Source organism: Microcoleus sp. B5-D4 (assembly GCF_036705145.1).
Classification (GTDB): Bacteria; Cyanobacteriota; Cyanobacteriia; order Cyanobacteriales; family Microcoleaceae; genus Microcoleus.
The window spans coordinates 27,854-40,819 of the sequence record NZ_JAUBTV010000072.1 but is presented as its reverse complement, the minus strand read 5'-3'; the positions used below and the strand labels follow the sequence as shown (position 1 = coordinate 40,819).

Sequence of the window (12,966 nt, the reverse complement as noted above, 5' to 3'; positions counted from 1 at the left end):
TCCCGCCCGTCCTTTTTGGACGGGCGGGACGCCCATCCCACTTTCAAGAGTGGAAGTTATTTAATTCTCATTCCTTACTAAAAAAAACCGGTTCCTACGACAATATTGCGTATAGCAACGAGGCATCTAGGAAGGAACCGGGTTTTTAGCCGTTTGGTGCGTGCAGGAGTGTTAGTGCGATCGACTAAATTTCGACTAAATTTCGACTAAACTATGGTGACGAGAATATCTTGAGCGTGAGTGTCAACTTTCATGGTTTCCCCTTCATAAACCTGAATGATTTTGCCGGTGCCGTCGATGACGAAAGTAACGCGCTTGGCATAATCGCCTTTCTCGACATCGTAAGCTTTGGTAATCGTGCCATCCACATCTGCTAATAGCTGGAAAGGTAAACCGTATTTTTCTGTGAACTTTTGGTGCGATTCTTCGTTGTCGCGGCTGACACCGAGAACTACTATATCTTTTCCCTTGTATTCTTCATGGGCTGCTTTGAAGCTTTGGGCTTGTCTGGTGCAGCCGGGGGTGTCATCTTTGGGGTAGAAATACAGAATTACGGTTTTACCGGCGAATTCGGAGAGGGAGACGGTGTTGCCGTTGGTGTCTTTGGCGGTAAACTGAGGGGCAGCGCACCCAACTGGTAATGTCATAGTTTTGTTTCCCTTGGGATTTACCCAGCTATTTTAGTTGATTTTGTGCTTCGGCGATTGAAAAAGTTATCGGCGATGGAAATCGCTTTTTTTGAACTGGAACTCGAATATGCTACGCTCGTTATTCGAGTTCCAGTTCAAGCAATCACCTTGACTCAAGTCGATTGGCGACGGCGGAAATTCGCAATATCCATCAAAAATACCATACCTTAAAATGCCTTTTACAGCCCAACTCGTCTAACCTGTCCTAAAATATAAGAGACATCCTATATTAATTCCCTACCATGTCGATCGCCGTCATTAAAGAACATATCGAAATCACCCCAGGAATCTGTGGGGGAAAACCCCGTATCGCCGGACATCGCATCCGAGTTCAGGATATAGTTGTTTGGCACGAACAAATGGGAATGTCACCCGACGAAATTCTGTATCACTATCCGAGTATTACTTTATCTGATATCTATGCAGCTTTAGCCTATTATCACGATCGTCGAGATGAAATTCGCTCTGCAATCGAAGCAGATGCAGAATTTGCTCGCCAATTGAAAGCTCAAACCCCATCGCTCTTGCAACAAAAATTAAAAAATCGTCAACATGGCTAAGATAAAATTCCATCTCGAAGAAAATATAACTCTTGCCATAGCGAATGGATTGCGAAGACGTGGAATTGATGTCACCACAACTCCAGAACAAGGAATGATCGGGCAATCCGACGAACAACAATTAGCATTTTCCCTGTCTCAAGAGCGAGTAATTTTTACCCAAGATACGGATTTTTTAAGACTGCATCATGCAGGTTTGTCTCACGCGGGTATTGTTTACTGTCTGCAAACCAGTAAATCGCTTGGGGAAATTTTGCAAGGATTAGTATTAATTTGGGAGGTACTGAATGCTGAAGAAATGAACAATCATTTAGAGTATTTGTAAAAATAGGCGATCGCGTTGACCTGCGGGCGATCGCGTCTTAGATTATCGGTGTGTTTTCCTGATTGTCCCACTAAATAAAAATTAATTTTCCTGTAAAATATGATTGATTTATACACTGTCATTATCAGAAAAAGTGCTGATTATTGGGTTTCTTTGTGTTTAGAAAATGGATTGGTGGGACAAGGCAATACTCCAGAACAATCTATTGATAAACTAAAACAAGCTATTGAGTCATTTTCCGAAGTCTATGAATCAGAGTCTAATGTTTATCTCAACCCTCTTTCTATTAATGAGTTACACGAATTTCTGACTTTAGAAGATGCGGAAGCTTCAGATACTTATGAATTCAGGAAAGTTTATGCCTAAAATAATTAGACTTACAGGACTTACGCAGGGGCCAGAAACCGGGTTTTTTTAGGAAAATACTGAATTACAACCCGCAGATTTGGTAAAAAACCCGGTTTCTTTGGTAGAAGTGCGTCCAGGACTGGATTTAACTAGCATTCTTATACAACAGGCCGCGAACAGGGAGCGACAACAGGTAATCCCTCAGTTTCTCGCTGTGCAACTTCAAAGTTTAATTCTAATAGAAACTTTAAGGAGTCTTGGTTGGCTTTGATATCGTAGGCTTTGCAAACGAGTTCGTCTAATTGAGCGTGGAGTTTGGCAAGTTCGCTGGCGGGTTCATCAAAAAATTGGTTGTATAGTTGGGTAATGCCGCATTGTTTGCGCTCCATATACTCGGTGCGGTAGTCATGGAGAACCTGCATGGCTGCTCGAATTTCGGTTTTAGTTTTTTCTGGGCAATTTTGGGGAAAGGGAAATGTTTCAAAACAGGTGTTGTGAGTGTAACGTGTATCGGCTTTAAGGGTTGAGCTTTGTGCTTTTACCCACTGACGATGCAGATTTGAAGTTAGGATGCCAAGAACATAGAAGTCATCTGAAGCCACAGGATGGCAGCTATTTCCATGCAAGTAATTACAATCAGAAATTAAAAATATCGACCACTTTGAAGTTTCTGGGACGGCGAAACAAAAGGGTAAAGTTGCTAGAGCTTTTCGCATTGCTTCATTCGTGCGCTTGAATCGCCACCATTTTTCCCGCATGACGGCTTCTCGATTAGATTCTCGTTGAGGCTTGACGTACTTTTTAACATGATCGAACGGTAGCTGGTAATCACTAACCTCTTCTAAACTGCGATTGTCAAAATCAATAATCCAACGCTCTGGCTTTCCCTGGGGGTTCTGTGCCAGATTCGCACCCGTTGAAAAGAGCTTGAGAACATCTTGATTTTTAGGATCGGCTTTAATCCATTGCTTTACCTCTCTTTCAGTTACAATAAAACCCTTATCATTAGGTTGCACTCCTACGAAACATTGATTTAAGTTGGCTTTAATCTTTACAGCTTGAGAAGCATCGACTTCTGCCTTGAGAGAAGAATTGATATGAGAAACAACTTTATAATCAATACGGCAGGTTAATTCTTTACTCTCAGAAGTTTTGAGCCAATTGACAATACTAATGTGTACTTTCGCTTCACCAGACCAAGGCTGAGTAGAAATTGCATCATAAATACAACCACCATTTTGAATGATGTAGTCTAAAGTAGCTTGACGAGTTTGACCTTGAGAGATGGTGTTTGTTGCGACTAAGCCAACCCGGAAATCTTCCCTTAAGTGATTATGAGCAAGGCGAAACCAGTAGGAACAAAAATCTACTTTACCTTTTACATCAGGAAATTTAGCAAAAATACGATCGACATAATCATCACCAAGGGTTAGTCGCAGACGATTACCACCCAAAAAGGGAGGATTTCCAATAATTACATTAACTTGTTCCCACTCGCAAAACAGAGCATCATCACAGCGGATATTGCGATCGAGATTATCGAGTGGCAATGCTTGCTCTAGTTCCAGTGCCAGGTTCAACTGTACAACATTGAGCAACTGGTTTTCTTCATCTAAGGCTAACTTTTTGGCAAGCATCAGCGTCACTTTTGCCAATTCCACGGCAAAGGGTTTGATGTCAATGCCGTAAAACTGGCTTGTCTTCACCAGCGACATCGTACCTATCGCATTAGCAGCACGAGAGAAATTTTCATGAATTTTAGTTAGCAATTGTGCCTCTAGTCGCTTCAGTTCCCGATAAGCAACATAGAGAAAATTACCGCTGCCGCAAGCTGGATCGAGAACTTTGAAATCAAGTAATTCTTGCCGCAGTGCCAACAAATTTTTGAGCGTCTTCGCAGCTTCAATCCGTTCTCGCCACGGGCGTATAATCGTAGGCAAAACCACTTTTTGAATATCGGCCTCGCTGGTATAGTGCGCTCCCAAGGCATGACGTTCCTCTTTGCCCATACTGGACTCAAACAACGCGCCAAAAATCGCCGGTTCTACCTTTGACCACCGTTCCTTTGCTGCCTCTAATAGCAGATCGATTTCGCTGCGAGTCAGGGCGATGGGTTCAACAACTGAGAAGATGCCGCCATTAAAATAGGATACATCTCGATAGCGGCTGTCTTTAGGTGCGGGGCGATCGCTTCCCATTTGCCGAAACAATCCCCCAATTAAATCATAAGAACTCTCTCGATTGGTCTTGCAAATATCTAAAAATTCCGTGAATAAACCTCTAGGCAATAAATCGATATCTTCAGCAAACAATGCTACTACACACTGAAGGATAAACCTTTGAGCGGTTTCTACTTTTTCTCCTCGCTCTACTAACCGATTAAAAACTAGAGCAACTTTGTCAGCGGCAGTTCGCGTTACATCAATTTGGTTGTTATTGAATAAAGGCTGGCGATTTTCGGGAAAAAGAAAGTTTAAGGCTGTGAAGCGATGGGGTAACTCTTCGAGATTTACGCGGTCTACAGGTTCCCGCAGTTGCAAATCGAAGTCATAAATCCAAAATTCATCAAAGTTGCAAAGAACCACATATTTGGGACGTTGGGGCACTAGCTCCAGCCAGTATTCAAAGGCTTGTTGATAGTGCTTTTCCAGTTTTTCGCCCCGTTTTTTCATCTCCAGCAACAACCTGGGCCGCCACAGCAAATCGGCAAATTTCGTAGTTTTGCCTTTCGCCTTTACTCGAAATTCTAGTTCGGCTCCCGCTTCCTTGTAGCCTAGATGACCGAAGGCTTGAAACAGGCGCTCGCAGAATACCTGTGCCTCGCCTTTTTCGTCTCCCTTCAAAGTACGAACGTATTCAATAAACCTGTTGATATTATTTAGTGTATCTGTCATAATAAGTAAACTAAATAAATTGTGTAATTCTTGTAGGGGCAAACCCCCCGTGGTTGCCCCGATCGGTCGGGGGTAGGCACGGGGGCACTACCCCTACCAATATGTATGATTGATTTAGATTCGTGATATCTGTAACAATTAAAAATATAGTACCTGTTCAGAGGTTTTTTGAATGACTTTTATCCCATCTGAAGCGTTTAAATCTATTAGTTATCCCGATCGCACTGTCAAAAGAGCCGATCGCGCCGTCCGCTGTTCCCCTTTTCAATTACACTTCTTCCAGACCATCCGCGATAACAGTGTTTTCCTAAGTGCGATCGCCTCAAATTCCGGTGTCGAAAGCGGCTACACCCGATCGCCCGTATCCGAACTCGTAGCCGAAAACTCCCTACTCTGGCTGATTCAAGTCGGCGTGTTGCGGCGGGAAGTAGACGGACAAGGGATTACCGACAGTTTTCGCCTCACGCCCCTAGGCCGCCAACTCGTGGAAAAATGGGAACAGGAAGGACAGGGGGTGCCGGCCGCGTCATTGTGCGATCGTATGGGAAATGCCGTTAGCCGCGGGTTGGGAGTATTTCTATAACCGGAATGGCGGCTAATAAGTGGTTGAACCTTAAAATTTAAGCTTTTGGGCGGGCAAGATGCCCAACCCCTACTCCCCACAAGAGTTTGAAGAAATCCACCCCACAAGCAAATTTACTCTTTGTGGAACAGGCATCTTGCCTGTTCTTGAGAGAGGTGAGGATAAATTAAATGCCCGATCGCTTAACTAATACAAATTAAACTTAAATCCAATTAAAATAATGGTTCAAACCGCTTCTAAACCTTTGACTCTCAATGAATTTCTCCAACTGTCGGAAACCAAACCCGCCAGCGAATTCATCGATGGTCAAATTATCCAAAAACCTATGCCCCAAGGAAAACACAGCACTATTCAAAGCGATTTGGGTGCTGACATTAACCGGGTACTCAAACCCCAACGCATCGCCCGCGCCTATTCAGAATTGCGCTGTACCTTTGGCGGTCGATCGACAGTACCGGATCTTGCAGTCTTTACCGGGGAACGCATTCCCCGCGACGAAAACGGCGAAGTAGCCAACACTTTCGCCATCGCCCCCGACTGGACAATCGAAATTCTTTCCCCCGACCAAAGTCAAACTAAAGTCGTCCGCAACATTCTCCACAGTCTCGGCCACGGAACCCAGATGGGCTGGTTGATTGACCCGGAAGAAGAACTGGTATTTGTCTATTTTGCCGATCGCACCTTAGCAGTTTTTGAAGAACCGGGCGATCGCATCCCCGTTCCAAGCTTTGCCGAATCCTTCAATCTCACCGTGGGTGAAATGTTCAGTTGGCTGACTCAGTAGCGCTACCTCGGTTTGTTTAGGAATGATTTAACCGCAGAGGGCGCAGAGGGCGCAGAGGAAGAGAAGAGAGAGAGTTCTACGGATTTGGTTCGATCTAATGTGCGGTCGATCGCTTATACTAAAATATCTGGTTGTCAGCTCTTCAATGACGAGAGATGACTAAAGTGGTCACTACAAACTTGATTGTCAGGAACTCAGGGCTAAAGCCACTGAGCTTGTAAGAAATTACAAGCTGTTCTGACCAGACCCCTCTCAGGAGGAGGCGTTATTCAGGTCACGACACTCCTTGAGTGCGACGCCAGTTTTCCGCTCTGTCATCTGCAATTAAACAGTTTTAAAGTCACTGAAACAGTGTTGCAGGTCTAACAAGCCTTTATAACCAGGTCGAGGCGAACATTACCCCGCAAGGGAGGAAGGAGACAACTGTATCTCCATTGGAGGGGCAACCATACCCCTCTAACCCCGAAAGGGGATTCAAGGCGGTTGAAACCGCCGAGTCGTTTTCCTCTCAGGTCTAAAGACTCTGAGTTTCCCACTTACCGAATATTTTTTATGATTATTTAACCGGACTTGATCTCATCTTTCAAATAACCGCTAACTACTAACAACTAACTACATAAAACGTTTCTCAAAAATGGAAGCTAAATCTTACAAAGACACGGTAAACCTGCCCAAAACCAAGTTTGATATGCGCGCCAACGCCGTCAAACGGGAACCAGAATTGCAACAATTTTGGGCAGATCAAGAAATCTACGATCGCCTTTCGGAAAATAACCCAGGCGATTTGTTCATCCTCCACGACGGGCCACCCTACGCCAACGGACAACTCCACATCGGCCACGCCCTCAACAAAATCCTCAAAGACTTTATCAACCGCTACCAAATGCTGCGCGGCAAAAAGGTTCGCTACGTGCCGGGTTGGGATTGTCACGGATTGCCGATCGAACTTAAAGTCTTGCAAGATAAGAAGATGAAATCGGAGGAACGGCTAAATCTTACCCCGATCGAACTTCGCCGCAAAGCCGCCGCCTTCGCGCAGCAAACAATGGAACAGCAGCGCGAATCCTTCCAGCGCTACGGCGTTTGGGGCGACTGGGAACACCCGTATTTAACAATGAAACCCGAATACGAAGCCGCTCAAATCGGCGTTTTCGGTCAAATGGTGCTCAAAGGCTACATCTACCGCGGCTTCAAACCGGTTCACTGGAGCCCGAGCTCGAAAACAGCCCTCGCCGAAGCGGAATTGGAATATCCCGAAGGCCACACGTCGCGCAGCATCTACGTCGGCTTTCATGTGAGAAAATTGTCAAAATCTTTGCAGTCGAAGCTCAAACGCTATATGCCGAGCCTCTGGGCGGCGATTTGGACGACTACTCCCTGGACAATTCCGGCAAACTTGGCGATCGCCGTCAATCCCGAACTGACTTATGCCGTGGTGGAACCGCCGGCAAATTCCCACATCGCACAACAATTTATGTTAGTAGCTGTCGATGCGGTCGATCGGCTGTCGGCAACTTTTAACACTGAATTAAAAATACTTGCTACCTTCAAAGGCAAAGAATTAGAAGGTTGCAGCTACAAACACCCGCTGTTCGATCGCGAAAGTCCAATTGTTGCCGGCGGTGACTACATTACCGCTGATTCTGGTACGGGATTGGTGCACACCGCACCGGGGCACGGACAAGAAGACTTTATCGTCGGAAAGCGCTGCGGTTTGCCAGTTTTAACCCCCGTAGATGAAAACGGAAATTTCACCGCAGAAGCCGGACAGTTTGCAGGTTTAAATGTCCTCGTAGAGGGCAATGCCGCAGTGATTGATGCCCTTGCCGAAGCAAATTGTTTGATTAAAGAGGAAAGTTACGCTCACTCTTATCCTTACGATTGGCGCACGAAAAAGCCGACCATTTTTCGGGCGACGGAACAGTGGTTTGCGTCCGTTGAAGGGTTCCGAGATGAAGCCTTAAAAGCGATCGCCGAGGTGAATTGGATTCCCGCCCAAGGGGAAAATCGGATTACTGCAATGGTGGGCGATCGATCGGATTGGTGTATTTCTCGCCAGCGGAGTTGGGGCGTTCCCATTCCGGTATTCTACGACGAAGAAACCAACGAACCGCTGCTGAATCAAGAAACGATCGCCCATGTGCAAGCCATCTTTGCCGAACGCGGTTCGGATGCTTGGTGGGAATTATCGATCGAGGAATTGCTGCCGGAATCTTACCGCAACAACGGCCGCACTTACCGCAAGGGAACCGACACGATGGATGTGTGGTTTGACTCCGGTTCTTCCTGGGCCGCAGTTGCCAAAGGGCGATCGGAATTAAACTATCCTGCTGATATTTATTTGGAAGGTTCAGACCAACACCGCGGCTGGTTTCAATCCAGCTTGCTGACCAGTGTAGCAACTAACGGCGTTGCTCCTTACAAAACAGTTTTGACTCACGGTTTTGTACTCGATGAAAAAGGCCGGAAGCAGAGCAAGTCTGAAGGTAATGTCGTCGATCCGGCAGTCGTAATTAAGGAATATGGAGCCGATGTTTTGCGGTTGTGGGTGTCTTCGGTAGATTACTCCGCCGACGTGCCTTTGGGCAAAAACATTCTCAAACAGCAGTCGGATGTTTACCGCAAAATCCGCAATACAGCTAAGTTTTTGCTGGGTAATTTGCACGACTTCGATCCGGCAAAGGATGCCGTTGCTTACGAGGAATTGCCGGAACTAGACCGCTATATGCTGCACAGAATGGGCGAAGTATTTGCGGAAGTCCAAGATGCTTTTGAAAGCTTCCAATTCTCCCGATTTTTCCAAACTGTGCAGAATTTCTGCACGGTGGATTTGTCTAATTTTTACTTGGATATTGCCAAAGACAGACTTTACATCAGCGCGACAGATACCTTTCGCCGTCGCAGTTGTCAGACGGTGATTGCCATTGCTGTGGAGAATTTAGCACGGGCGATCGCACCTGTTTTGTGTCACATGGCTGAGGATATTTGGCAGTACCTTCCCTATCCGACTCCTTACAAGTCCGTGTTTGAAGCCGGCTGGGTGCAAATTGATGCTTCATGGCATAATCCAGAATTGGCTACTCGCTGGCAGTATTTGCGACAAGTGCGGGGCGAAGTTAACAAGGTTTTGGAAAAAGCCCGGATTGAAAAGGCGATCGGTTCTTCTTTGGAAGCTAAGATTTTATTGTACGTTCCTGATGTTGAGAAAAGAGAGCAATTGCAAGCTTTCAATCCCAGCAGCGAAGAATTGGTGGATTATGTGCGATCGCAAAATTCAGTCATAGAGTTAGCTGCAGAGGAGGAAGCAAAAGCAGCACAAGATAAACAGGAAGAACAAGCGGCAAAAGTTGCCAAAGTCTTGACAGAAAATACAATTTATGTTGAGCCGAAAACGATCGCACAAAAGAGCGATCGACCTTCTCAGATAGTAGAGTATTCTGTCCCTGAACTGTCGGCCTCAGATTCTGGGCAAATCTTCGATCGAGCCGCCGAGTTTGTGGCTAATTTGCCTGAATATGCGGGCAACTTTTTCACAGAATACCAACAAGCGCTGGTAACACTTGGGCTGTTAGCCTCTGTGTTAGTAACGGGCAGAGTAACGCTGGCGATTTTGGATACGATGAATCAGATTCCGATGTTGGGAGGCCTCTTTGAAGTCATCGGCATCTTATTTACAATCTGGTTTGCTTTCCGTCACTTGCTGTTTGCGGCCAACCGTCAAGAAATTGCACTACAAATTGATTTGCTGACAGCAGATGTGCTGGGCCAGACAACCGCGATCGTGCTTGCAGAAACAAAGGCGATCGTCCTCGCACCGGCATTAGATACAGCGCTTGTGCTTGTAGAAACAGAGGCGATCGCACAAACAGAAACAGCCCCAGCCGAAAAAGTGTTTGTAGAAACACCCGAAATCCCGCAAGCAGAATTAGTTGCGATCGAACCCAAACCCGAAATTCCTGCTTCCATAGCTGCAGGGCACCATTCTACAATGACCGGCAACGGTGTAGACGAATTGCGGTATTTGTTCATTACTTCGGAAGTGGAACTGGTAGAATCGAATGCAATCCTGCAAGAATTGCCGTACAGTTATCAGTCTCCAGAGTTGGCGATTGGTGTAGTCAAAGCAGACGGGGAAAAGTGCGATCGCTGCTGGAATTACTCGACTCACGTCGGAGAGTCGATCGAACATCCGCTAATTTGCGAACGCTGCGTTTCAGCAGTAGACGGAAAATTCTAACCTAGGATGTGTCAGTAGTTTGTCATTGCGAGTGAAACGAAGCAATCGCTTAATCTTTGCCATTGCTTCGCTTCATATCAAATCCGTTAACATCAGAATTATTCATCTCTCTCTTCTCTTCCTCTGTGTTCTCTGTGTTCTCTGCGGTTCAATCATTCCGATTATTGCAATTATAAAAGCAATGGCTTACAGAGATTTCAAATTAAGCAATATAAGTAAAATATTTGAATTAAAAATTACCGAGTCTTCCCAACTATTCGCTGATGTTCCCGAAATAGAACCCAGCGAATTATTAACAACTATTCTCACAGAAAATATCGATCTCGCTGTTTCAATTAATACCGAAAAAGCCCGATCGGAAATGATTATAGCACCAGTTATAAATTAGGCGCAAATTAAATTATCATATAAGTTTATTTTCTGGAATCGAGTTTAATGTCGATTTAAGTAAAGGACTCAATGGATTTTGCGATTTTTTAATGAGCAATTCTCAGGAACAGTTGTTTATTTCCACTCCCATATTAGCAATTGTAGAGGCAAAAAATGAGAACTTGAAAGCAGGATTAGGTCAGTGTATCGCTGAAATGGTAGCAGCACAATTGTTTAACCAACAAGAAGGTAATGAAATCTCGATTATTTACGGCGCTGTCACAACTGGTACAGTTTGGCAATTTCTCAAACTGGAAAATAACGTGGTTTCGATAGATTTAACCGAGTATTTTATCCGAGATATTGAGAAAATCATCGGAATTTTAATTAAAGCTATGAACGGCTAACGGTGGTGTGCTTATGGCTCACGTTGCAAAAAAAGTGCGAAAAATTTGTCTGCAAGACGTAATACCAAATCTGGCTTAAAAACCCCTTTATTGCTGAAGAGGGGGGGAGGGGGAGAAATTAGCGACCAACATCAAAAAGGGGGTGAGTAACCCGGATTTAGTATAATAAGTTGATACAAGGTTTACAGACACAACCGATCCCGAAAGTTAGTTTGGTTGGTGACGAACCATCCGCCGGATTTGCCATGAAGACCGATCGCAATTTAAATCTAACACAAACAAACTTCCCCCCCCGCTGGCAGCGATTTTTTGGTGAAGCCCGCACCCGGATTCTGATCTGCTACATTTTGTTAATGGCATTCTTCCTGTCCCTTTCTATTCCGGCAATTCGCCAGCGCTTGTTTGCGCTGGTAGATGCCCGGGTTAAAGAGGATTTAGCTGAACAAATAACAATATTTAATGAACGGCTGGCAGCCGCATTAGACGCTAAAAACGGGGCTGTAGAACAGCGATTAAAAAAAAAATACGGCTCTATCAAAACTTACTCGCACCCTGCTAAATTGTTGGCACTCTTAGATATTCACCTTGCCCGGGAAATCACCGAAGACGATACCTTTCTGATCGCTATTGTAGAAGGCGAATTTTATAAAGCCAGTTCCAAAGCACTGCCAAAACTGCTTCGACCGGATTCGGAACTGGTGCAAAATTGGGGAAAATTGAGCCAGTCAGCTCGCGGCGAATATAAAGTCTCAGACAGTAAAGTAGGCAGCATTCTCTACATTGCCGAACCTATTAAAATTCAAGGTAAAACTGTGGGAGTATTCGTTGTGGCTCACGTGACTGCGGGCGAACGCCAAGAAGCGCTGGAAGCTTTTAAAGTTATCATTGAGGTAACTTTGGTCGCCATGATTTTAGTTGTTTTTCTGGCTTGGATAGCAGCCGGAAAACTGTTAGCTCCCCTGCGCTCGCTGACAGCAACTGCCCGGGCGATCGAAGAGTCGGATTTAAGTCAGCGCATTGTCGTTGAAGGGCAAGGGGAAATTGCGGAACTGGCAACTACTTTTAATGAGATGATGGATCGGTTGGAGAAAGCTTTTTCTAATCAGCGCAATTTTATCAATGATGCCGGACACGAACTCCGCACTCCGATTACGATAATTCGGGGGCATTTGGAGTTGATGGGTGACGATCCTCATGAACAGGAAGAAACTATGACTTTGGTGATGGATGAACTCGATCGCATGAGTCGCTTTGTGGAGGATTTACTGCTGCTGTCTAAGGCAGAACATTCGGATTTTTTGCTGCTAGAAACTGTGGAAGTTGGTGCGCTGAGTGAGGAACTTTTTGCGAAGGTAAAAGCTCTAGGAAATCGAAATTGGGTATTGGATGCTGTGGCTTCATGTCGAATTGTTGCCGATCGCCAGCGAATTACTCAAGTTATAATGAATTTGGCTCAAAATGCCGCGCAGCACACTAAGTCTGAGGATACGATCGCGATCGGATCTGCTGTTAGTGGCAGCAATGTCCGATTTTGGGTGCGCGATACGGGAGAAGGTATATCCCCGATCGACCAGCAGCGAATTTTTGACAGGTTTGCTAGGGCTGCAAACAGCCGCCGCCGTTCCGAAGGTGCCGGTTTGGGTTTGTCTATTGTCAGGGCGATCGCAGAAGCTCACGGTGGAAAAGTGTATGTTAACAGTCAATTGGGAGCTGGCTCGACTTTCGCTATCGTTCTGCCGATCGAGCCATTTGAAGGTAGAAGGTAAGCTA

General features: G+C 45.4%; 11 protein-coding genes. 9 read left to right on the top strand and 2 right to left on the bottom strand.

Annotated elements, in window-relative coordinates:
* Window positions 1-206 precede the first annotated feature (206 nt).
* Window positions 207-647: a peroxiredoxin gene (locus tag QUB10_RS25865; protein ID WP_333156201.1), complete on the bottom strand. Its 441-nt coding sequence runs from the start codon at window positions 645-647 to the stop codon at window positions 207-209.
* A gap of 284 nt (window positions 648-931) precedes the next feature.
* Between QUB10_RS25865 and QUB10_RS25860 the strand changes: the two genes are divergently transcribed.
* From QUB10_RS25860 to QUB10_RS25850, 3 genes are all read left to right on the top strand, one after another.
* Complete coding sequence (locus QUB10_RS25860) at window positions 932-1,249, top strand: DUF433 domain-containing protein (RefSeq protein WP_194011686.1); 318 nt, start codon at window positions 932-934, stop codon at window positions 1,247-1,249.
* Window positions 1,242-1,574 carry a DUF5615 family PIN-like protein gene (locus tag QUB10_RS25855; protein ID WP_333206058.1) on the top strand — a complete coding sequence of 111 codons (333 nt, stop codon included), beginning with the start codon at window positions 1,242-1,244 and terminating at the stop codon, window positions 1,572-1,574. Before QUB10_RS25860 ends, QUB10_RS25855 begins: the two co-directional genes overlap by 8 nt.
* 99 nt (window positions 1,575-1,673) lie before the next feature.
* On the top strand, window positions 1,674-1,940 hold the full coding sequence (locus tag QUB10_RS25850) for a type II toxin-antitoxin system HicB family antitoxin (RefSeq protein WP_333206057.1): 267 nt from the start codon (window positions 1,674-1,676) through the stop codon (window positions 1,938-1,940).
* A gap of 140 nt (window positions 1,941-2,080) precedes the next feature.
* Here QUB10_RS25850 and QUB10_RS25845 read toward each other — a convergent pair whose 3' ends face one another.
* Entirely contained in the window at window positions 2,081-4,816 is a 2,736-nt protein-coding gene (locus QUB10_RS25845; protein WP_333206056.1) for a DNA methyltransferase, read from the bottom strand.
* Window positions 4,817-4,988: 172 nt separating this feature from the next.
* Between QUB10_RS25845 and QUB10_RS25840 the strand changes: the two genes are divergently transcribed.
* The 6 genes from QUB10_RS25840 (at window position 4,989) to QUB10_RS25815 (ending at window position 12,962) form a co-directional block, all read left to right on the top strand.
* Window positions 4,989-5,399, top strand: a complete 411-nt coding sequence (locus QUB10_RS25840) for an Npun_F0494 family protein (protein ID WP_333206055.1) — start codon at window positions 4,989-4,991, stop codon at window positions 5,397-5,399.
* A 220-nt stretch (window positions 5,400-5,619) separates the two neighbouring features.
* The gene (locus QUB10_RS25835; protein WP_333206054.1) at window positions 5,620-6,183 is read left to right on the top strand and encodes a Uma2 family endonuclease; all 564 of its coding nucleotides are present in this window, start codon (window positions 5,620-5,622) and stop codon (window positions 6,181-6,183) included.
* A gap of 634 nt (window positions 6,184-6,817) precedes the next feature.
* Window positions 6,818-10,420, top strand: a complete 3,603-nt coding sequence (gene ileS / locus QUB10_RS25830; RefSeq protein WP_333206053.1) for an isoleucine--tRNA ligase — start codon at window positions 6,818-6,820, stop codon at window positions 10,418-10,420.
* Between the two features lie 181 nt (window positions 10,421-10,601).
* Window positions 10,602-10,808, top strand: a complete 207-nt coding sequence (locus QUB10_RS25825; RefSeq protein ID WP_333206052.1) for a hypothetical protein — start codon at window positions 10,602-10,604, stop codon at window positions 10,806-10,808.
* A gap of 91 nt (window positions 10,809-10,899) precedes the next feature.
* On the top strand, window positions 10,900-11,196 hold the full coding sequence (locus tag QUB10_RS25820; RefSeq protein WP_333206051.1) for a hypothetical protein: 297 nt from the start codon (window positions 10,900-10,902) through the stop codon (window positions 11,194-11,196).
* A 212-nt stretch (window positions 11,197-11,408) separates the two neighbouring features.
* On the top strand, window positions 11,409-12,962 hold the full coding sequence (locus QUB10_RS25815) for an ATP-binding protein (RefSeq protein ID WP_333206050.1): 1,554 nt from the start codon (window positions 11,409-11,411) through the stop codon (window positions 12,960-12,962).
* Window positions 12,963-12,966: the final 4 nt, after the last annotated feature.

Coding starts and splice junctions, on each gene's coding strand:
- QUB10_RS25865 (WP_333156201.1), bottom strand. CDS start 647: ATGACATTACCAGTTGGGTGCGCTGCCCCTCAGTTTACCGCCAAAGAC.
- QUB10_RS25860 (WP_194011686.1), top strand. CDS start 932: ATGTCGATCGCCGTCATTAAAGAACATATCGAAATCACCCCAGGAATC.
- QUB10_RS25855 (WP_333206058.1), top strand. CDS start 1,242: ATGGCTAAGATAAAATTCCATCTCGAAGAAAATATAACTCTTGCCATA.
- QUB10_RS25850 (WP_333206057.1), top strand. CDS start 1,674: ATGATTGATTTATACACTGTCATTATCAGAAAAAGTGCTGATTATTGG.
- QUB10_RS25845 (WP_333206056.1), bottom strand. CDS start 4,816: ATGACAGATACACTAAATAATATCAACAGGTTTATTGAATACGTTCGT.
- QUB10_RS25840 (WP_333206055.1), top strand. CDS start 4,989: ATGACTTTTATCCCATCTGAAGCGTTTAAATCTATTAGTTATCCCGAT.
- QUB10_RS25835 (WP_333206054.1), top strand. CDS start 5,620: ATGGTTCAAACCGCTTCTAAACCTTTGACTCTCAATGAATTTCTCCAA.
- ileS (WP_333206053.1), top strand. CDS start 6,818: ATGGAAGCTAAATCTTACAAAGACACGGTAAACCTGCCCAAAACCAAG.
- QUB10_RS25825 (WP_333206052.1), top strand. CDS start 10,602: ATGGCTTACAGAGATTTCAAATTAAGCAATATAAGTAAAATATTTGAA.
- QUB10_RS25820 (WP_333206051.1), top strand. CDS start 10,900: ATGAGCAATTCTCAGGAACAGTTGTTTATTTCCACTCCCATATTAGCA.